Source organism: Sulfitobacter sp. 1A15299 (genome assembly GCF_043556915.1).
Taxonomy (GTDB): Bacteria; Pseudomonadota; Alphaproteobacteria; order Rhodobacterales; family Rhodobacteraceae; genus Sulfitobacter.
Window position 1 is genome coordinate 399,147 of the sequence record NZ_JBIFFJ010000002.1, and the last position, 19,736, is coordinate 418,882.

15 protein-coding genes and 1 riboswitch are annotated in these 19,736 nt (G+C 64.8%); of the genes, 7 read left to right on the forward strand and 8 right to left on the reverse strand.

The window, feature by feature from the left end; genetic code table 11:
* Window positions 1–20 precede the first annotated feature (20 nt).
* Window positions 21–689 (forward strand): ABC transporter ATP-binding protein, encoded by a 669-nt coding sequence (locus ACGYK7_RS05120; protein WP_394399634.1) that lies wholly within the window; start codon window positions 21–23, stop codon window positions 687–689.
* Window positions 686–3,217 (forward strand): ABC transporter permease, encoded by a 2,532-nt coding sequence (locus tag ACGYK7_RS05125; RefSeq protein ID WP_394399636.1) that lies wholly within the window; start codon window positions 686–688, stop codon window positions 3,215–3,217. The genes ACGYK7_RS05120 and ACGYK7_RS05125 overlap by 4 nt, the downstream gene beginning before the upstream one ends.
* A 33-nt stretch (window positions 3,218–3,250) precedes the next feature.
* Here the strand turns inward: ACGYK7_RS05125 and gcvP are convergent, their stop codons facing one another.
* The 3 genes from gcvP to gcvT form a co-directional block, all read right to left on the reverse strand.
* Entirely contained in the window at window positions 3,251–6,097 is a 2,847-nt protein-coding gene (gene gcvP, locus ACGYK7_RS05130; RefSeq protein ID WP_394399638.1) for an aminomethyl-transferring glycine dehydrogenase, read from the reverse strand.
* Window positions 6,098–6,208: 111 nt separating this feature from the next.
* Complete coding sequence (gene gcvH, locus ACGYK7_RS05135) at window positions 6,209–6,568, reverse strand: glycine cleavage system protein GcvH (RefSeq protein ID WP_394399640.1); 360 nt, start codon at window positions 6,566–6,568, stop codon at window positions 6,209–6,211.
* 21 nt (window positions 6,569–6,589) lie between these two features.
* A complete protein-coding gene (gene gcvT, locus ACGYK7_RS05140; RefSeq protein ID WP_394399642.1) occupies window positions 6,590–7,723 on the reverse strand; it encodes a glycine cleavage system aminomethyltransferase GcvT in 1,134 nt (377 codons plus the stop codon).
* Between the two features lie 149 nt (window positions 7,724–7,872).
* Window positions 7,873–7,959, reverse strand: a riboswitch (glycine riboswitch).
* A 101-nt stretch (window positions 7,960–8,060) separates the two neighbouring features.
* Here gcvT and ACGYK7_RS05145 point away from each other — a divergent pair.
* Complete coding sequence (locus ACGYK7_RS05145) at window positions 8,061–8,651, forward strand: gamma-glutamylcyclotransferase family protein (protein ID WP_394399643.1); 591 nt, start codon at window positions 8,061–8,063, stop codon at window positions 8,649–8,651.
* 106 nt (window positions 8,652–8,757) lie between these two features.
* Here the strand turns inward: ACGYK7_RS05145 and gltX are convergent, their stop codons facing one another.
* Both gltX and ACGYK7_RS05155 read right to left on the reverse strand, forming a co-directional pair.
* Window positions 8,758–10,095: a glutamate--tRNA ligase gene (gltX, locus tag ACGYK7_RS05150; RefSeq protein ID WP_394399645.1), complete on the reverse strand. Its 1,338-nt coding sequence runs from the start codon at window positions 10,093–10,095 to the stop codon at window positions 8,758–8,760.
* 65 nt (window positions 10,096–10,160) lie between these two features.
* Entirely contained in the window at window positions 10,161–11,705 is a 1,545-nt protein-coding gene (locus ACGYK7_RS05155) for an MORN repeat-containing protein (RefSeq protein ID WP_394399647.1), read from the reverse strand.
* Between the two features lie 192 nt (window positions 11,706–11,897).
* On the opposite strand from ACGYK7_RS05155, the gene ACGYK7_RS05160 reads away from it, so the two are divergent.
* From ACGYK7_RS05160 to ACGYK7_RS05170, 3 genes are all read left to right on the forward strand, one after another.
* Complete coding sequence (locus ACGYK7_RS05160) at window positions 11,898–13,337, forward strand: nitrilase-related carbon-nitrogen hydrolase (protein ID WP_394399650.1); 1,440 nt, start codon at window positions 11,898–11,900, stop codon at window positions 13,335–13,337.
* 247 nt (window positions 13,338–13,584) lie between these two features.
* The gene (locus ACGYK7_RS05165; protein WP_394399653.1) at window positions 13,585–14,265 is read left to right on the forward strand and encodes a DUF1236 domain-containing protein; all 681 of its coding nucleotides are present in this window, start codon (window positions 13,585–13,587) and stop codon (window positions 14,263–14,265) included.
* 103 nt (window positions 14,266–14,368) lie between these two features.
* Window positions 14,369–14,743, forward strand: a complete 375-nt coding sequence (locus ACGYK7_RS05170; RefSeq protein ID WP_394399655.1) for an antibiotic biosynthesis monooxygenase family protein — start codon at window positions 14,369–14,371, stop codon at window positions 14,741–14,743.
* On the opposite strand, the gene ACGYK7_RS05175 is transcribed toward ACGYK7_RS05170, so the two are convergent.
* Together ACGYK7_RS05175 and ACGYK7_RS05180 are read right to left on the reverse strand one after the other, a co-directional pair.
* Window positions 14,740–16,269, reverse strand: a complete 1,530-nt coding sequence (locus tag ACGYK7_RS05175) for a cryptochrome/photolyase family protein (protein WP_394399657.1) — start codon at window positions 16,267–16,269, stop codon at window positions 14,740–14,742. The genes ACGYK7_RS05170 and ACGYK7_RS05175 overlap by 4 nt on opposite strands.
* A complete protein-coding gene (locus tag ACGYK7_RS05180; protein ID WP_394399660.1) occupies window positions 16,263–16,943 on the reverse strand; it encodes an SDR family NAD(P)-dependent oxidoreductase in 681 nt (226 codons plus the stop codon). The genes ACGYK7_RS05175 and ACGYK7_RS05180 overlap by 7 nt, the downstream gene beginning before the upstream one ends.
* Before the next feature lie 284 nt (window positions 16,944–17,227).
* Here ACGYK7_RS05180 and ACGYK7_RS05185 point away from each other — a divergent pair, with 284 nt between their 5' ends.
* A complete protein-coding gene (locus ACGYK7_RS05185; RefSeq protein ID WP_394399662.1) occupies window positions 17,228–18,796 on the forward strand; it encodes a 2-isopropylmalate synthase in 1,569 nt (522 codons plus the stop codon).
* Window positions 18,797–19,026: 230 nt separating this feature from the next.
* Here ACGYK7_RS05185 and ACGYK7_RS05190 read toward each other — a convergent pair whose 3' ends face one another.
* Entirely contained in the window at window positions 19,027–19,608 is a 582-nt protein-coding gene (locus tag ACGYK7_RS05190; RefSeq protein ID WP_394399664.1) for a VOC family protein, read from the reverse strand.
* Window positions 19,609–19,736: the final 128 nt, after the last annotated feature.

Below are 19,736 nucleotides of genomic sequence, written 5' to 3' on the forward strand. Positions count from 1 at the left end.
CCCAAGCCAAAGGCGACCCGATGAGCGACCCTGTCTATGACCTTCAAGATGTCACGCTGAGCCTCAAGGGCAATGCCGGCCCCGTCGATATTCTGCGCGGCATTTCGTTGCAGGTCCAGCAAGGGAAGAGCATCGCGCTGACCGGCGCTTCCGGGTCGGGCAAATCCTCGCTTCTGATGGTCATGGGCGGGCTGGAGCGCGCCACCGGCGGCAAGGTCACCGCCCTCGGCCACGACCTGAGCGCGCTGCACGAGGACGGGTTGGCCCGGTTCCGGCAAGGGCGCATGGGGATCGTCTTTCAGTCTTTCCACCTCATCCCCACCATGACCGCGCTTGAGAATGTCGCCACCCCGCTGGAGCTTTCCGGCGCCGATGACGCCTTTGACCGCGCCCGGGCCGAGCTTGAGGCCGTGGGACTGGGCCACCGGATCAACCAATATCCCGCGCAGATGTCGGGGGGCGAGCAACAGCGCGTGGCACTCGCGCGCGCCGCCGCCCCGCGGCCCGCGATCCTTTTGGCGGATGAGCCCACCGGCAGCCTCGACAGCCGCAACGGGGCCGCGATCATGGACCTGCTGTTTGAACTGCGCGACCGCCATGGCGCGACGCTGGTGCTGGTTACCCATGCCGATGATCTGGCGCAGCGCTGCGACCGGGTAGTGGAACTTCGCGACGGGCGTCTCGCATGAGCCTGCGCCTTGCCGCCCGTTTCGCCCGCCGGGAAATGCGCGGCGGGTTGCGCGGCTTTCGCCTGCTGTTGGCCTGTCTCGCGCTCGGCGTGGCCGCACTGGCCGCTGTCGGGACCGTCCGCGCGGCGATCGAAGCCGGGTTGGAAGCCGAGGGCGCGGCCCTTCTCGGCGGCGATGCCGAGCTTGACTTCACCTATCGTTTCGCCACCCCCGAAGAGCGCGACTGGATGGCCGAACGCGCCACGCGCGTCTCCGAGATTGTCGAGTTCCGCTCTATGGCCGTCACCGGCGGGGGCGAGACCTCGGAACGCGCGCTCACGCAGGTAAAGGCGGTCGATGACCTCTACCCGCTGATCGGCGAGATGGTCTTGGACCCCGCCCTGCCGTTGGAAGATGCCCTTTCGCCCTCCGCCACCACGCTGCCCGGCGCGGTGATGGAGCGGGCGCTGGCGGATCGGCTGGCCCTCTCCCCCGGGGACACTTTCGCGCTTGGCGAGGCCGAATTCATCCTGACCGCGCTGATCACACGCGAACCGGATTCCGCCGCCAGCGGCTTTTCCCTTGGGCCCCGCACGCTGGTGAAACGCGCGGCACTCGAAGGCGCCGGCCTGCTTGCCCCCGGCACGCTTTTCAACAGCAAATACCGTCTCGAATTGCCCCAAGGCACCGCCCTCGCCCCGCTCGAAGCCGAGGCCAAGGCGCGTTTTGCCGATGCCGGAATGCGCTGGACCGATGCGCGCAACGGCGCGCCGGGCGTGGCGCGTTTCGTCGAACGGCTGAGCGCCTTTCTGGTGCTTGTCGGGCTCTCGGGTCTTGCCGTCGGCGGGGTCGGCGTGGCGGCAGCGGTGCGGGCCTATCTGCAACGCAAGACCGCCGTCATCGCCACCTTCCGCGCCATGGGCGCGTCCCGCGCCACGATCTTTCAGACCTATTTCATCCAAGTCGGCATCCTGGCCATGGTCGGGGTCACCCTTGGCCTGCTGATCGGGGCGGGGCTGCCCTTGCTGCTCGCGCCGCTGATCGAGGCCAGCCTGCCCCTGCCCGCGCGTTTCACCCTCTACCCCGCCCCGCTGATCGAGGCTGCGCTCTACGGGCTACTGACCGCCGCCCTTTTCACCCTCTGGCCGCTCGCCCGCAGCGCAGATGTGCGCGCCGCGACGCTGTTTCGCGACGATTGGCAACGGCAATCGCCTTGGCCCGCCGCGCCCTACCTCATGGCGATGGCGCTACTGCTGGCCGCCCTGTTGGCGCTGGCGGGCTGGTTCAACGGGTCCTGGGCGCTCACGCTCTGGACGCTGGGTGGGCTGGCCGCGACGCTCGCCGTGCTGGCGTGCGCCGCGGCGCTCTTACGTCTGCTGGCCCGTGCTGCGGCCCGCCGGGCGCGGGGGCATCCGCGCCTGCGGTGGGCGCTGGCGGCCATCGGCGGCCCCGGCGAAGGGGCGACGGCGGTGGTGTTGGCGCTTGGCCTCGGCCTGTCGGTGCTGGCCGCCGTGGGCCAGATCGACGGCAACCTGCGCCGGGCGATCTCGGGCAACCTGCCTGAGGTGGCGCCCTCCTACTTTTTCGTCGATATCCAGAAAGACCAGATGCCCGGCTATACCGCGCGGCTTGAGGGCGATCCGGCCGTGTCGCGTATCGAAAGCGCACCGATGCTGCGCGGTGTGATCACCCAGATCAACGGACGCCCCGCGCGTGAGGTCGCGGGCGATCACTGGGTCGTGCGCGGCGACCGGGGGGTGACCTATGCGGCCCTGCCCGGCGAAGACACGCGGATCACGGCGGGGGAGTGGTGGGCGCAGGATTACAGCGGCGATCCGCAGATCAGCTTTGCCGCCGAAGAGGCCGAGGAAATCGGGCTGGAACTGGGCGATACGCTCAGCGTCAACATCCTTGGCCGCGACATCACCGGCACGATCACCAGCTTCCGCGAGGTCGATTTCTCGACCGCCGGGATCGGCTTTGTGCTGACGATGAACCCCGCCGCCCTTGCCGGCGCGCCGCATAGTTTCATCTCGACCGTCTATGCCGAACCCGAGGCCGAAGCGGCCATTCTGCGCGATCTGGCCAGCGAATACCCCAATATCACCGCCATCCGCGTGCGCGATGCGATCGACCGGGTCGCGGCGGTGCTGGCTGGGCTCGCCTCTGCCATTTCCTTTGGCGCCTTGGCCACGCTGGCGACGGGGTTCATGGTGCTGATCGGGGCCGCCGCCGCAGGTACCGGGGCGCGCAGCTATGAGGCGGCGCTGCTGAAAACCATGGGCGCCTCGCGCCGCGCCATCGCCACCAGCTTTGTGCTGCGCGCCGCGCTGCTCGGCCTCTTTGCCGGGGCGGTGGCGCTGCTGGCGGGGATCACCGGCGGCTGGGCCGTGAGCCATTTCGTCATGGAGACCGATTTCGCCGTGGTCTGGCCCAACGCGCTGATGATCATCGCGGGCGGCGTCTTGGCCACGGTGCTAGCGGGTCTGGGCTTTGCGCTGAAGGCGCTGAACGCACGTCCCGCAGATATGCTAAGGGCGCAGGAGTGATCCCGCGCCCTCGGCCTTTCTGAAACTTTCGCCTTACTCCGCCGCTTCGGCGTAATCCTCCAGCGGGGGGCAGGTGCAGATCAGGTTGCGGTCGCCGTGCACATTGTCGACGCGGTTGACCGGCGGCCAATATTTGTCGACCCGGAAGGCGCCCGGGGGGAAGCAGCCCTGCTCGCGGCTGTAGGGCCGGTCGCCCCATTCCACCACCAGATCCTCCACCGTGTGCGGCGCGTTCTTGAGCGGGTTGTTTGCGCGGTCCATGCGGCCTTCTTCGATCTCGCGGATCTCTTCGCGGATCGCCAGCATGGCGTCGCAGAAACGGTCCAATTCGGCCTTGGTCTCAGACTCGGTTGGCTCCACCATCAGCGTGCCCGCCACCGGCCAGGACATGGTCGGCGCGTGGAAGCCGCAATCGACCAGACGTTTGGCGACATCCTCATTAGTGATCCCCGCCGTTTCCTCATAGGGGCGCACGTCGATGATGCATTCATGCGCCACCCGACCCGACGGGCCCTTGTAGAGCACGTCGTAGGCGCCTTCGAGCCGCTTGGCGATGTAGTTGGCATTGAGGATCGCGGCACGGGTCGCCTGCGTCAGACCCTCGCCGCCCATCATCAGGCAGTAGGACCATGAGATCGGCAGCAACGAGGGGGAGCCGTAGGGTGCCGCGGAGACGGCAGCGCCTTCCTCGTTCGGATGGCCCGGCAGATGCGGGATCAGGTGCGATTTCACGCCGATCGGGCCCATGCCGGGGCCGCCGCCGCCATGCGGGATGCAGAAGGTCTTGTGCAGGTTCAGGTGGCTCACGTCGCCGCCCAGATCGCCGGGGCGCGAGAGCCCCACCATGGCGTTCATGTTGGCCCCGTCGATATAGACCTGCCCGCCATGGTCATGGGTGATCTTGGTGACCTCGTGCACGGTTTCTTCGAACACGCCGTGGGTCGAGGGATAGGTAATCATGCAACCGGCGAGGTTCTCGCTGTGCTGCTCGGCCTTGGCGCGGAAATCGTCGAGGTCGATGTCGCCGTTGGAGGCTGTCTTGATCACCACGACTTTCCAGCCGACCATCTGGGCCGAGGCCGGGTTGGTGCCATGGGCGCTCATCGGAATGAGGCAGATGTTCCGGTGCCCCTCACCCTTCGAACGGTGGTAGGCGGCGATGGTTAGCAGGCCCGCATATTCCCCCTGCGCGCCCGAGTTCGGCTGCATGGAGATCGCGTCATAGCCGGTGATCTCGCACAGCTTCTCCGACAGATCGTCGATCATCTCCTGATAACCAAGCGCCTGATCGGCGGGCACGAAGGGGTGGATCAGCGAGAACTCGCGCCATGTCACCGGCATCATCTCGGCCGCGGAGTTCAGCTTCATGGTGCAGGAGCCTAAGGGGATCATCGCCCGGTCGAGCGCAAGGTCGCGGTCCGCAAGACGGCGCATGTAGCGCATCATCTCAGTCTCGGCTCGGTTCATGTGGAAAATCGGGTGCGTGAGGTAATCGCTGGTGCGCACCAGCCCCTCGGGCAGGCGGTATTCGGGCGTGAAATCGTCATCCGCCTGACGGATGCCGAAGGCGCGCCAGACCGCCTCGATCGTGTCGGGGCGGGTGCGTTCGTCCAGCGTGATGCCGACCTTGGTGGTGCCGACGCGGCGCAGGTTGATGCCCTCGTCCACGGCGGATTTCATCACAGCGGCCTGCAACGGGCCGACCTCGACGGTGATCGTGTCGAAATAAGCGTCGGGCTGCACCTCGAAGCCCGCGGCCTCCAGCCCCTTGGCCAGACGCACGGTCTTGCGGTGGATGCGCTGCGCGATGGCCTTGAGCCCTTCCGGCCCGTGGAACACGGCATACATCGAGGCCATGACGGCCAGCAGCGCCTGCGCGGTGCAGACGTTCGACGTGGCCTTCTCACGCCGGATATGCTGCTCGCGGGTCTGCAGCGACAGGCGGTAGGCGCGGTTGCCATGGGCGTCGATGGAGACACCCACGATGCGGCCGGGCATGGAACGCTTCATGGAGTCCTTGCAGGCCATGTAGGCGGCATGCGGGCCGCCATAGCCCTCGGGCACGCCGAACCGCTGGGTGCTGCCGACGGCGATGTCCGCGCCCATGGCGCCCGGTTCTTTCAGCAGGGTCAGCGACAGCGGGTCGGCGGTAACGATGCCGACGGCCTTGGCTGCGTGCAGGGCCGCCATGTGATCGGTGAAATCGCGCACGTGGCCGTAGGTGCCGGGATACTGGAAGATCGCGCCAAAGATCTTCTCGGCTTCCATCTCCTCGGGCTCGCCAACGATGACCTCGATGCCCAGAGGCTCGGCGCGGGTCTTCATCACGGCAATGTTCTGCGGGTGGCAGTTGGCGTCGATGAAGAAGCCCTTGGCCTTGGATTTCGCGCTGCGCAACGCCATGGTCATCGCCTCGGCGCAGGCCGTGGCCTCGTCGAGCAGCGAGGCGTTGGCGATCTCCAACCCGGTGAGGTCGCTCACCATGGTCTGGAAGTTCAACAGCGCCTCCAGCCGGCCCTGCGAAATCTCGGGCTGGTAGGGGGTATAGGCGGTGTACCACGCCGGGTTCTCGAGGATGTTGCGCTGGATCGCCGGCGGCGTGACGGTGCCGTGATAGCCCTGCCCGATCAGGCTGGTGAGCACCTTGTTCTTGCCCGCGACGCGGCGCATGTGCTCGAGCACCTCGCGCTCGCTCATCGCCTTGCCGAAATCGAGCGGCTCTTTGGCGCGGATCGCCTTGGGCAGCGTGTCGTCGATCAGCGCATCGAGGCTTTCGGCGCCCACGGTGTCGAGCATCTGCGACATCTCGGAGGGCGACGGGCCGATGTGGCGCCGGTTGGCGAAATCATAGGGCAGATAGTCGGTGGGCTTGAAGCTCATGTCGGATTCCTCGTCACGGCGCGGCAGCGGCGCGCCCCCTTGATGTGATGCGCCGCCCGCGCGGGGCGACGCTCTGGCTCAGTCTCGGGGCAGATCGGCGCCCCGGCGCGCTTACCCGATGAATTTCTGATAGGCGGCTTCGTCCATGAAGTCGTCCATCTGGCTGGCGTCGGAGACCTTCATCTTGAAGAACCATGCCTCGCCCTGCGGGTCGTCGTTGACCATACTGGGGTTGTCGGTCAGCGCAGAGTTCACTTCCGTGATCTCACCGTCGATGGGCGCAAGGATATCCGACGCCGCCTTGACGGATTCGATCACCACGACCTCGTCGTCCTTGCTGACGGTGGTGCCTTCCTCGGGCAGTTCCACGAATACGACATCGCCCAGCTGCTCGGCGGCATGGTTGGTGATGCCTACGACCACTTCGTCACCCTCGACGCGCAGCCATTCATGCTCTTCGGTAAATTTCATAATAGAGTTCCCTGTGTAGATTCAGCGTTTGAAGTTCGCCGCGACGAACGGCATTTTCGTGACGGTCAGTGGCAGGCGCTTGCCGCGCACCTCGCCCCAAAGCGCGGTGTCGACCTTCGCATGCTCGGCGCTGACATAGCCCATGGCAACCGGGCCGCCAACCGTGGGGCCAAAGCCGCCGGAGGTCACGCGGCCAATCTCGTTGCCGCCCTCGGCGGCGTCGAAGATCGCCACACCCTCGCGCATCGGCGCACGGCCCTCGGGCAGCAGCCCCACGCGCTTGCGCGGCGCGCCGTCGGCCAGCTGTTGCAAGATCACCCCCGCGCCCGGGAAGCCGCCCGCGCGGGCGCCATCTTCGCGCCGCACCTTCTGGATCGCCCAGTTCAGCGCCGCCTCGACCGGCGTGGTGGTGGTGTCGATGTCGTGGCCATAAAGGCAAAGCCCGCCTTCCAGCCGCAGGCTGTCGCGCGCGCCAAGGCCGATCGGTTCGACCTCCTCCATCGCCAAAAGCTTCTGCACCAGAGCCACCGCATCACCATTGGCGACGGAAATCTCGTAGCCATCCTCCCCGGTGTAGCCCGAGCGCGACAGGGTGACGGTGATCCCGTCAAGGTCCACGTCCCGCGCCACATCCATGAATTTCGTATCCGCCACCGAAGGCTGCAACCGCGCCAGCGCCGCCTCGGCCTGCGGCCCCTGCAAGGCCAGCAGGGCGCGGTCGTCCAGCACCTCGATTTCGCAAACGTCCGACAGGGCCTCCCGCATCAGGGCAATATCATCATCCTTGCACCCGGCATTCACCACGACAAACAGATGATCGCCCAGATTGGCCAGCATCAGGTCATCCAGAATACCGCCATTGGGATCGGTGAACATGGCATAGCGCTGGCGCATCTCACCAAGGCCCAGCACATCGACCGGCACGAGCCGCTCCATCGCCAGAGCCGCATCCTCATAGCTGCCCGATCTCGCCCGGACGACAACCTGCCCCATGTGGCCCACATCGAACAACCCGGCGGCGGCGCGGGTGTGCAGATGCTCCTTCATCACGCCAAGAGGGTATTGCACGGGCATGGAATAGCCCGCGAAGGGCACCATCTTGGCCCCCAGTTCCACATGCAAATCATGCAATGCCGTCTGCTTGAGATCGCTCATCCGGTTCGCCTTTCCTGTCGCTTCCGGATGACCTTTTGACCATGCCGGCACCTTAGCGCCGCTGCTGCAGCACATGATGCCCCCTCTGTCCTTCCGCCTGAGATCGTTATCCCTTCGGCGTGCGCATCCGCGCCTCTCTCCAGAGTCTTGGTCACATCACGGTCCTGGGGCCTGAGAGTTTCCGGGGCGGTTGCTCCTTCGGCATCGGCGTTAACCGATTCTCCCGTGACGATTGGGCCTTTCGTATGCTGGGGCATACCTCTGCGTCAAGCATGGTTGTGAGCGGATGCGACACATGTTTTCTTACCGGCAACACGACAGATGGAAAGCACCCCTCATGACCCCCTATTTCTTTGGCTACGGCAGCCTTGTGAACCGCAACACCCATAGCTACCCCGACGCCCGCCCGGCGCAGCTCGACGGATGGCGCCGCCAATGGGTCCGTACCGAGGGGCGCGATATCGTCTACCTTTCCGTGGTGCAGCATCCCGAGACCCGGATCGACGGGCTGATCGCCGCCGTCCCGGGCGCGGATTGGGCCGCGCTGGACAAACGCGAATACAGCTACGAACGCCACGCCTCAGGCGGCGCGGTGGTGCATGACCTGACCCCCGCCCCCGACATCGCCCATTACGCGATCCCCGCCGACATCGCGGTGAACCACGGCGATCACGTTATCCTGCTCAGCTATCTCGACGTGGTGGTCCAAGGCTTCCTGCGCGAATTCGGCACCGAGGGCGCGGCGCGCTTTTTCGACACGACCGACGGCTGGAACACGCCCATCCTCAACGACCGCGCAGCCCCGCTCTACCCGCGCCACCAAACGCTGACGAAGGCGGAAACCGCCGTGGTCGACCACCACATGGATCGCCTGTCTGTGCAGATCAAAGAACGCGCCGAAACAACCTTCGCCGCAAGGAACTTCTAAGGGGCGAAAACACGCCCCCCAAACTTCCTTCATCCTTTCTCAAATACCCTCGGGGGTCCGGGGGCAGCGCCCCCGGGAGGCTGCCGCAAGCCCCCAAGCCCGCCAATCAGCCGCGCGCCTTCACCACCTGCAACAGCGGCATCACCTGCGCCATCTCCGGCCCATGTTCCTGCCCCGTCAGCGCCAGACGCAAAGGCCGAAACAGCCCGCGCCCCTTGCGGCCCGTGGCTTCCTTGACCGCTGCGGTCCAGCTGGACCAAGTGGTCTCATCGAAAGGCATATCGGGCAGCAGCAACATGGCCTGCGCCACGAATTCGCGGTCTTCCTCGGCGATCACCGGCTCCGCCCCGTCGCGGAACATGGCCCACCAGGGGCCAAGATCCTTCAAGGTCGAGATATTTTCGCGGGTCACGGCCCAGAACTGCGCCGCCTTGTCTTCCGGCACGCCAAGCGCCGTGATGTCGTCTTTCACGGCCTCCAGCGGCAATTGCTGCAAGTAGCGCCCCGTCAGCGGGAAGAGATCAGCCACGTCGAATTTCGTCGGGGCCGAGCCGAAGCGGTTGATGTCGAAGCCGTCGATCAACGCGGCCATCTCCGTGCGCAGTTCCACCGGATCGGAAGAGCCGAGCCGCGCCATCAGGCTCAACAGCGCGAAGGGCTGGACGCCCTGCTCGCGCAGGTCGCGCAGCGCCAATGTGCCCAAACGCTTGCTCAGCGCCTCGCCCTGCGGGCCGGTCAGCAGCGAGTGATGCGCGAAGGAGGGCACCGCTGCATTGCCAAGCGCCTGCATGATCTGGATTTGCGTGGCGGTGTTGGTCACATGGTCCGAGCCGCGCACCACATGGGTCACACCCATCTCGGTGTCGTCGACGACGCTTGCCAATGTATAAAGGATCTGCCCGTCGCCGCGGATGAGCACCGGATCACTGACCGAGGCCGCGTCGATGGAAATATCGCCAAGGATACCATCGTCCCATTCGATGCGCTCGTGATCGAGCTTGAACCGCCAGACCCCGTCGCCACGTTCGGCGCGCAGGGCCGCCTTCTCATCGTCCGACAGGTTCAGCGCGGCGCGGTCATAGACCGGTGGCTTGCCCATGTTGAGCTGTTTCTTGCGTTTGAGGTCCAGCTCTGTCGGCGTCTCGAAAGCCTCGTAGAAACGGCCCTTGGCGCGCAGATCATCGGCGGCGGCGTGGTAGCGGTCCAGCCGCTCGGACTGACGCTCGACCCGGTCCCACTCAAGACCCAGCCATTCGAGGTCTTGCTTGATGCCGTCGACATATTCTTCCTTGCTGCGCTCGGGATCGGTGTCGTCGATGCGCAGGATGAAAGTGCCGCCCGCCTTGCGCGCGATGAGGTAGTTCATCAGCGCGGTGCGCAGGTTGCCCACGTGGATATAGCCAGTGGGGGACGGGGCGAAACGGGTGACTGTGGGGTTGGACATCTGGCGTACTCCTGTTGCGCGCGGGCTTGCCACAGGGCGCGGGCGTTGTCCAGCAAAGGCGGGGGTCAGCCCCCGTCTGCTGCGGTGCCAGTCGGGGCGGGCACAACCTCAGAGGTATCCGCGTCGGTGCTGTCTTCGGGCGCGGGTGTTTCGGTGGCCGCGTCCTCACCGTCAGCCTCTTCCGAAGCCGCATCCGCCGCCTCCGAGGTTTCGGCCCCGGCGCTCTCATCGCTCAGCGCGCCATTCTCCCATTCGCCCGAGGCTTCCTCGCCGCTGGCATAGCGCATGGTGCCGCTGCCCTGCCGCTTGCCCGCTTTGAACGTGCCCTCATAGACATCGCCATTGGCATAGGTCGCAACACCCTGACCTTCGATCTCGCCCTCGGTCCACGCGCCCTCATAGACGAAACCGCTGGCCATGGTGATCTTGCCCTGACCGTGGCGCTGGCCGTTCCTGAAGGCCCCCTCATAAACGGTGCCATCGGGATAGGTCGCCTTGCCCTGCCCATGCCGCTGACCATCCTGCCAGCCGCCCTCATAGCGGTAGCCATCGGCATAGGTCATCACGCCCTGGCCATGATTGCGGGCATCCTTGAATTCGCCTTCATAGACCACGCCATTGGTATAGGTGGCGATGCCCTCGCCCTCGATCACCCCGGCGACCCATTCGCCCTCATAGGTGGAGCCATCGGGATAGGTGATCTTGCCCGTGCCATCGGCAAGATCATTGCGGAAGGTGCCGACATAGACCGACCCGTCGGGATAGGTCACCTGCCCCTCGCCTTCGATCTGCCCGGCCACCCAAGAGCCGGTGTAGACATAGCCATCGGTGCCGGTGAAGGTGCCCTGCCCGTCGCGGCGGTCGTCCTTGAAATCGCCCTCATAGGTGTCACCGTTTTCATAGGTGACCTTGCCCTTGCCCTCGCGGCGGCCCGCGACCAGCGTGCCTTCGTAGACATCGCCGTTGGGCTGCGTCAACGTGCCGGAGCCGTCGATCTGGCCGTCTTTCCACTTGCCGACATAGACCAGCCCGTCGGGCATGGTCAGCGTGCCTTCGCCGCTGCGTTTGCCGGCTTCGATCGCGCCTTCATAGACCGCGCCATCGGGGTAGGTGATCGTGCCAACGCCCTGTTTGACGCCATCGACCCAATCGCCTTTGTATTCATAGCCACCGGGGCTTTGCATCACGCCCTTGCCGTGGTGCTTGGCGTTGCGAAACTCGCCCTCATAGCGCACGCCATTGGCGTAGATCGCCACGCCCTGCCCCATGATCGCGCCCGCTTCCCATTCGCCTTCATAGGTGCCGCCATCGGCAAAGGTGATCTTGCCCAGCCCGTCGGGCTTGCCCTTGGCGAAATTACCCTCATAGACCGATCCGTTGGGGAAACGCGCGACGCCTTCGCCCTTGATCTCCCCCTCGACCCATTCGCCGGAGTATTCATAGCCATTGGGCAGCTTATAGGTGCCGGTGCCATGCTGGAGACCGCCTTGAAAGGTGCCCTCATAGATGCCGCCGTCGTCATATTCCTTGGTCAGCACCTGCCCGTCCTGCGCCGCAAGCGGCGTGGCCAGAAGGGCGATCAGACAGAGGGGCAGGCTGCGGTGCAACATGGGCGGAAATTCCCGATCTCGTTAAGTGGCATTTGGCCCGAGGTTACGGGTGATGGCGGGCAGAGGCAACGTGTTTGCAAGACGGGCGCGCCGGTTTGGGCGGATCCCGCGCAGCCGTGCCTGCGCGCAGGGGTTTCGCCCCCCGCCCGATCTGCTAGATCCACCTGACGCCTGCCAACACGGAGCCGCGCCATGTCAGACCGTTTCCGCCTCACCCTCGGGCAGTTGAACCCGACCGCCGGTGATCTGCCCGGGAACGCGGCATTGGCCCGCGACGCCTGGCAGGCCGGACGCGACGCAGGCGCGCAGATGGTCGCCCTGCCCGAATGTTTCCTGGCCGGGCATGACGCAGAAGAACTGTCCCAGAACCCTGCCTATCAGCGCGATGTCTTGGCGCAGCTTGAAGCACTGGCCGCGCATTGCGCCGATGGCCCCGTATTGGCTCTGGGCGCACCTTGGGTCGCAGCGGGCAAGCTCCACAACGCTTACCTCATCCTGCAAGGCGGAAAGATTGCCCAAAGGGTGCTGCAACACGCGCCCCGCCCGCGCGGTCTGTTCGATCCCGCGCCGATCAGCGGCCCCTATGCGGTGGCGGGGCTGCGCATCGGCTCTCCCATCGGCGCGGATGGTGAGACGGGCGACGTGGCCGAAACCCAGGCCGAGACGGGGGCCGAACTGCTGCTGATCCCCAATGCCACGCCCCATCTACGCGGCGCGATGGAGCGGCGCCTCAACCACATGGTCGCGCGGGTGATCGAGACGGAACTGCCGGTGATCCACCTCAATAGGACTGGCGGCGCGGGTGAGACGGTCTTTGACGGGGCCACATTCGCGCTGAACCCCGGCGGCAAGCTGGCATTGCAGATGCCCGCCTTCGACACGGCGCTTGCCCATGTCGATCTGGCGCGCGGACCGGAGGGCTGGCGGATCGTGGAAAGCGCCTTCGCGCCGCAGCCGGAGGCGCTGGAACGGGACTACCGCGCCTTGGTCGTGGGGCTGCGGGACTATGCTGCCGAAACCGGCGCCTCGAAGGTGGTGGTGGAACAGGCCGAGGGGAACGATACCGCGCTCGCGGCGGCGATTGCGCGGGATGCTTTGGGGGCCGAGAATGTCCGTCAGATCGCGGTTCCTACGGAGGGTGATCTACATGCCACGCTGCACGAAACCCTGGCAGAGCTGGGCGCGAAGGGCGGCGCCGACACCCTCGCCCTGCCCCTGCGCGGCCTGATCCTGCGTGCGCTGGCCGATGACGCCGGGGAAATATTGCTTTCGCCGCAGAGCAAATCCGCCGCCGTGATGGGACAAGGGGCCATATCCGGCGATTTCAACCCGATCAAAGACCTGTATCAAACGGAAGTGCATGCGCTTTGCCAGTGGCGCAACAAGACCCACCGTTCGTGGATGCTCGGCCCGGCGAACACGGTGCTGCACCTCTCCGAACCATCCGCAGAGGATCGGCAGTTGGATGATATCCTGCACATTTTGCAGAACGCGCAGGGCAGCGCGGAGGACTGCGCCGCGGCGGGGCTGGACCGGCAGACCGCCCGAAGTGTCGCAGAACGCCTCCGCAGCCGCTCACGAAACAGCCGCTCCACCCCGGGCCCACGCATTTCCTCCACACGTGCCACATGATGCGGCGACAGCCCATAACGTCGCGCCCAATGCTTGGGTTTCCAACAAACTGCGAAGCCGTGGAGGCAGGCATCATTCCGCCGATTCCGGGCAGTTTGCCGCTCAAATATGCAGCAAAAGGGCGCAACGGCTCAGCACTCCGCGAATAGCGTGGAACGAACCCTCTTTCCCATTGTTGACCGAACACGACCAACAACGGCGCCGGACATCCCGCAGGGCACTCCCCGCCGAACAGAAAGGGTAAGAGATGAATATTGTCAAACTTGGAATGGTATCCGCCATCGCTCTGGGTGCCGCTGCACCCGTCTATGCACAATCGGCCGAAGCCTATGCGGCAACCGATCTCAACATCCGTTCGGGCCCCGGCCCTCAGTATGACATCGTCGGCGTCATCCCCGGAGGCGAAGCCGCCAAGGTGGAAGGCTGCCTTGACGGCCAATCCTGGTGCCAAGTCTCCTTTGGCGACGCGACAGGTTGGTCCTATTCCGATTACCTCGCCGTTGAAGTCGAAGAGCAGGCTGTGGCCCTGACCACGCGCCCCGCGACCGTTGAAGTGGGCACCGTGACCTATGAAGACCCCGAAGGCACCGCCGAGAATGAGACCGCAGGCGCTGCTGCTGGCGCGACGATCGGTGCGCTGACGGCCTATGCCGTGGGTGGCCCGATCGGTGGCATTATCGCGGGTGGCATTGCCGGTGGCGCCGCTGGCTCCGCCGCCGCTGAACCCGAAGAATCCACCATCACCTACGTCCGCGAGAACCCGGTCGAAACCGTGTACCTCGACGGTGAAGTCGTGGTCGGCGCGGGCATCCCCACATCGGTAACAACCTATGAGGTGCCGGAATCCACATACCGCTATGTGAACATCAACGGCGCGACCGTGATCGTCGATAACGAGACCAACCTGATCGTCGACGTCGTGCGCTAAGCCATCACAGGGTTAGCTAAAGAAGGCTCGGAGCGTGATCTCCGGGCCTTTTCTTTGCCCGAAGATTGGGGCTAGCATGGGGCAGAAAGCGCAGGGAGCCAGCATGATCGCCGTCATTTTCGAAGTCTTCCCCGACCCAGACCGCCGCGCGGAGTACCTCGATATCGCAGCCAAGATGCGGCCGCTGTTGGAAGAGGTGGACGGTTTTATCTCTGTCGAACGGTTCCAAAGCCTGACCAACCCCGAGAAACTGCTTTCGCTATCCTTCTTCCGCGACGAAGAGGCGGTGCAAAACTGGCGCAAGCTGACCGCCCATCGCGGCGCGCAGGCCGCAGGGCGCGAGGGGATATTTACCGACTACCACCTGCGCATTGCCCATGTGATCCGCGACTATGGCATGTTCGACCGCGCCGAAGCGCCACAGGACAGCCAAGATATCCACCCGCCGCGGCCCGCGCCCACGGCAGGTCGCGCCTAAACCGTCTCGCCCGCGTCCAACCGTTGCAACCATCTATCCGCATCGCGCAGAACCGCCTCACGCCGGTCGGCATCCATACGGTCCCAGGTGGCATAGATATTCTTCATCCGCATATTGCCCTGAAACCGTTCGCGATGGCGGTCAAGGAAATGCCAGTAGAGCAGGTTGAACGGGCAAGCCTTCGGCCCCGCCTTGGTGCTGACGCTGTAGCTGCACCCTTTGCAGTAATCCGACATGCGATTGATATAGGCCCCGGACGACACATAGGGTTTCGAGGCGATCACCCCGCCATCGGCGAATTGGCTCATGCCCACCGTGTTGGGCGCTTCGACCCATTCATAGGCGTCCGCATAGACCTCTAGATACCACTCATGCACCTGATGCGGGTCGACCCCCGCCAGCAGGGCGAAATTGCCCGTCACCATCAGCCGTTGGATATGGTGGGCATAGGCGTGTTTCTGGGTCTGCCCCACGGCCTGCCGCAAGCAATTCATTTGCGTCGCGGCCCCCCAGTAGAAGGCGGGCAAGTCCCGATCATGGCGCAGCACATTGCGCGCCACATAATCCGGCCCTTCGAGGAAATAGATGCCGCGCACATATTCGCGCCAACCGAGGATCTGGCGGATGAACCCTTCGGCGGCGTTGATCGGCACGTCTCCTGCCTGCCACGCTTCCTCGGCGGCGCGGCAGACCTCCATGGGGTCCAGCAGTCCGAGGTTCAGATAGGGCGAGATCAGCGCGTGAAAGAGATAGGGCTGCCCTTCCAGCATCGCGTCCTGATAGTCGCCAAAACGCGGCAGGGCGTGGGCGATGAAATGCCCCAGCACCTGCAAGGCTTCCGCGCGCGTCGTGGCAAAGTCAAAGGGGTGCAGATCGCCGAAGTTATCGCCATAGCGCGCCGCCACCAGTTCCAGCACCGCCTCCACCTCGGCATCCGGAGCGAAGGTCAGCGGGTCGGGGATATCAAGCCCCTCCTTCGGAGGTTTGCGGTTGTCGTGGTCGAAATTCCACTTGCCGCCTGCGGGGTCGTCGCCCTCCATCAGCAACCCCGTCTCGCGGCGCATCTCGCGATAGAAGTATTCCATCCTGAGCGCCTTGCGCCCCTCGGCCCAATCCTCAAACCGTTTGCGGCTGGCGATGAAACGGTCGTCCGGCAAAAGCCGGGTGGGGATCGGCGCGTGGGTTAGCTTGTTGATCAGACGCCACTCCCCGGGCTCAGTCACGATCACCTCGCCCGCGCCCGTCTCCTCGGCCCGGCGGAGCAATTCGCCGACGATCGAACCCGCATTCTCGGGATCGTCCAAGGGGGTGTAGCGCAGCGTCCAGCCGTCTTTCTCCAACGCACGGGCGAACTTGCGCATCGCGGCAAAGACCAGTGCAATTTTCTTAGGATGGTGGCGGACATATTCCGCCTCCTGCGCGACTTCGGCCATGACCACCACATCGCGCGCCTTGTCGGCTGCGCGCAGGGACGGCAGGTTCAGCGAGAGTTGATCGCCCAGAACCAGCACTAGACGGCTCACCACGGCACCGCCTTTCCGGCCCAATCAAAGAACCCGCCGCTATCGTCCGGGGTCAGCCCGTCGATCACCTGCAGTAGATTGCCCGCCGCTTCGGGAGCCGGAACAGCCGGATGGCGGCCAAGGTATTTCTCGGTAAAGGGCGTCTTTACCGTGCCTGGGTGTAGCGCCACGCAGATGCTTTGCGGATGAGAGCGGGTCAGCTCGATCGCGGCGGTATGCACGATCTGGTTCACCGCCGCCTTGGCGCTGCGGTAGCTGATCCAACCGCCCAGACGGTTGTCCCCGATGGAGCCGACCCGCGCCGAGAGCACGGCGAAAACCGCCCGCCTGTCGCGCGGCAAGAGCCGCCCCGCGTGTCGCAGGATCAGCGCCGGGCCGACGGCGTTGAGCGCGAATTGATCCAGCATTGCCTTTTGCGTGATGGCGCGCAGCGACTTTTCCGGCGTGGCCCCGTCGATCTCCAACGCGCCGGTAGCGACGATCACCGCGTCGAAAGGCCCGCTCAGCCCCTCCAGCGCCGCATTGACAGATGCCTCCTCGGTCAGGTCCAGCCCATCGCTGGCGCGAGAGAGCGCCGTAACCTCATCGCCGCGCGCGCGCAGCGCCTCGCTCAGCGCCGCGCCGATCCCGCCACTGGCCCCGATCACCAGCACCCGCGCGCTCACGCCGCCGCCCATGGTATCGCTTGTCGCTGCATCCTGATCTCCCTTGCTTATAGGCAGATAGGCGGCGCTGACGCAGGGGCAAACAAAAGCCGCAACACCCCCTTTTCATTTGAAAAGACGGGCGTATAACTACTGCCATGACACAGGCCGTCCATATCCCGACCCTGCCGCGCAACTGCGCGGGCCTGCTGCGCGCCAACTTGCTGCACCTAATCCGCCTCTGAGCGTGCCCTTCGGCGCGCCCGCTCAGAGGGATGTGTCGCGCGCCAAGGATACCAGCAAAGAAAGAACCCAGGATGACAGATATGACGAAACAGGACCGTGTGCTGATTTTTGACACCACCTTGCGGGATGGCGAACAATCCCCCGGGGCGACGATGACCCATGCCGAGAAGCTGGAGATCGCGCAGCTTCTGGACGAGATGGGCGTCGACATCATCGAGGCCGGTTTCCCGATCGCCTCAGAAGGCGACTTCAAAGCGGTTTCCGAGATCGCGCGGCAGAGCCAGAACGCCGTGATCTGCGGCCTTGCCCGGGCGCAACTGGGTGATATCGACCGTTGTTGGGAGGCGGTGAAACACGCAGCCCAGCCGCGCATTCACACTTTCATCGGCACCTCGCCGCTGCACCGCGCCATCCCGAACCTCACCAAAGATGAAATGGCCGACCGCATCCATGAGACGGTGAGCCACGCCCGCAACCTCTGCGACAACGTGCAATGGTCCCCGATGGACGCCACGCGGACCGAGCTCGACTACCTCTACCGGGTGGTGGAGATCGCTATCAAGGCGGGTGCCACGACGATCAACATCCCCGACACCGTGGGCTACACCGCCCCGCGCGAAAGCGCCGACCTGATCGCGAAGCTTCTGGAAAACGTGCCCGGCGCGGATGAAATCGTCTTTGCCACCCATTGTCACAACGACCTCGGCATGGCGACGGCCAACTCCCTCGCCGCCGTGGAGGCCGGGGCGCGGCAAATCGAATGCACCATCAACGGCCTTGGCGAACGCGCGGGCAATACCGCGCTGGAAGAGGTCGTCATGGCGCTCAAGGTGCGCAACGACATCATGCCATACGAGACCCGCATCGACAGCCGCAAGATCATGAACATCTCGCGCCGAGTCGCCGCCGTCTCGGGCTTTGCTGTGCAGTTCAACAAGGCCATCGTCGGCAAGAACGCCTTTGCCCATGAGAGCGGCATCCACCAAGACGGTATGCTGAAGAACGCCGAGACCTTCGAGATCATGCGCCCCGAGGACGTGGGCCTCACCGAGACCAATATCGTCATGGGCAAGCACTCGGGCCGCGCTGCGCTGCGCTCCAAGCTCGAAGACCTCGGGTTTGAACTGGGCGACAACCAGCTTAAGGATGTTTTCGTGCGGTTCAAGGAATTGGCCGACCGCAAAAAGGAAATCTATGAGGATGACCTCATTGCGCTGATGCGCACCGCGACGGACCCCGAGGAAGACCGTATCCGCCTGAAATCGCTCAAGGTCGTTTGCGGCACCGATGGCCCACAGACCGCCGATATGGTGCTTGAGATCGACGGCGCGGAGCAGACCACCAACCAGACCGGCGACGGCCCCGTCGATGCGGCGTTCAACTGCATCAAGGCGCTGGTGCCACATTCCGCGCGGTTGCAGCTTTATCAGGTGCATGCGGTGACCGAGGGCACCGACGCGCAGGCGACGGTTTCCGTGCGGATGGAGGAAGAGGGCCGCATCGTGACCGGCCAGTCGGCGGATACCGATACCGTGGTGGCGAGCGTCCGGGCCTATATCCACGCGCTCAACCGCCTGCTGGTGCGGCGCGAGAAGGGCGGCACGGACAAGCGCGAGATTAACTATAAAGATGTGAGCTGAGCTATAGGGCGGGGGAAACCCCGCCTTTTTTACGTATACAGTATGGTAGTAGGGCATCGTCTGCCCGCGGGGTGGCGAACCAAACCTTAGTTCATACCACTTTATTGATCTGCCATGGCGCACCCTCAAAGTGGCATACCCAGCCTCACTAAATCGCCTCCCCGTCCGGGCGGGCAGGCGATGCCCGGCGCCTGCGGCTTGATTCCGGGCTGGGGATGCCCACTACCCCATCAATACGGGTTCTTCGCCCCGCGATCCGCACTTAGCGATGCCTGCCCCCGCTCGACAATCATCACCACCGCATCCGCGAGATGCTGCCGCTGGATATGATCATCCCCCGCCGCAACCCGCAGCTTATGCGCCTCCAGCATCACCTCGGCATGGCTCGACCCGCGCGGCGGGATGAAAGTGTAGCAGGCCAGTTCGATCAACAGCCCCAGCGGATCCTTGAAGTAGATCGAATGCATGAACCCCCGGTCCTTCACGCCGGAATGCCCGATGCCCCGGGCCTCCAACCGCGCGGGCACCTGATCGAACATCGCGCGGTCGACCTCGAAGGCCAGATGATGCACGCAGCCCGGGTCCATCGGCGTGCGGTTGTGCACCCGCTTGCGGTTCTCATTCGTAAAGATCGTGATCAGCCGCCCGTCGCCGGGATCGAAATACAAATGCCCCTCGTCCGGGTCATCCAGATTGGGCTGGTCAAAGATGAAAGGCATCCCCAACACCCCCTCCCAGAAGTCGATAGAGCTTTGCCGGTCCGCCCCGGTGAGGGTGATGTGATGCACTCCAAGTGTCTGTATTTTCTGCATGGTATCGCCGACCTCCGCCTGTGCTGCGCCCTAAATATACCGCTCTATGATAGCGCGGCGGCAATATCGCGCCACCTTTGCGGTCTTGCCCCTTTCACCCTGACCCCGTGCGCCCTATAAGAGCCAAT

Excerpts from the sequence above, each read along its gene's own strand:
- ACGYK7_RS05120 (WP_394399634.1), top strand. The coding sequence starts at position 21 with ATGAGCGACCCTGTCTATGACCTTCAAGATGTCACGCTGAGCCTCAAG.
- ACGYK7_RS05125 (WP_394399636.1), top strand. The coding sequence starts at position 686 with ATGAGCCTGCGCCTTGCCGCCCGTTTCGCCCGCCGGGAAATGCGCGGC.
- gcvP (WP_394399638.1), bottom strand. The coding sequence starts at position 6,097 with ATGAGCTTCAAGCCCACCGACTATCTGCCCTATGATTTCGCCAACCGG.
- gcvH (WP_394399640.1), bottom strand. The coding sequence starts at position 6,568 with ATGAAATTTACCGAAGAGCATGAATGGCTGCGCGTCGAGGGTGACGAA.
- gcvT (WP_394399642.1), bottom strand. The coding sequence starts at position 7,723 with ATGAGCGATCTCAAGCAGACGGCATTGCATGATTTGCATGTGGAACTG.
- ACGYK7_RS05145 (WP_394399643.1), top strand. The coding sequence starts at position 8,061 with ATGACCCCCTATTTCTTTGGCTACGGCAGCCTTGTGAACCGCAACACC.
- gltX (WP_394399645.1), bottom strand. The coding sequence starts at position 10,095 with ATGTCCAACCCCACAGTCACCCGTTTCGCCCCGTCCCCCACTGGCTAT.
- ACGYK7_RS05155 (WP_394399647.1), bottom strand. The coding sequence starts at position 11,705 with ATGTTGCACCGCAGCCTGCCCCTCTGTCTGATCGCCCTTCTGGCCACG.
- ACGYK7_RS05160 (WP_394399650.1), top strand. The coding sequence starts at position 11,898 with ATGTCAGACCGTTTCCGCCTCACCCTCGGGCAGTTGAACCCGACCGCC.
- ACGYK7_RS05165 (WP_394399653.1), top strand. The coding sequence starts at position 13,585 with ATGAATATTGTCAAACTTGGAATGGTATCCGCCATCGCTCTGGGTGCC.
- ACGYK7_RS05170 (WP_394399655.1), top strand. The coding sequence starts at position 14,369 with ATGATCGCCGTCATTTTCGAAGTCTTCCCCGACCCAGACCGCCGCGCG.
- ACGYK7_RS05180 (WP_394399660.1), bottom strand. The coding sequence starts at position 16,943 with ATGGGCGGCGGCGTGAGCGCGCGGGTGCTGGTGATCGGGGCCAGTGGC.
- ACGYK7_RS05185 (WP_394399662.1), top strand. The coding sequence starts at position 17,228 with ATGACAGATATGACGAAACAGGACCGTGTGCTGATTTTTGACACCACC.
- ACGYK7_RS05190 (WP_394399664.1), bottom strand. The coding sequence starts at position 19,608 with ATGCAGAAAATACAGACACTTGGAGTGCATCACATCACCCTCACCGGG.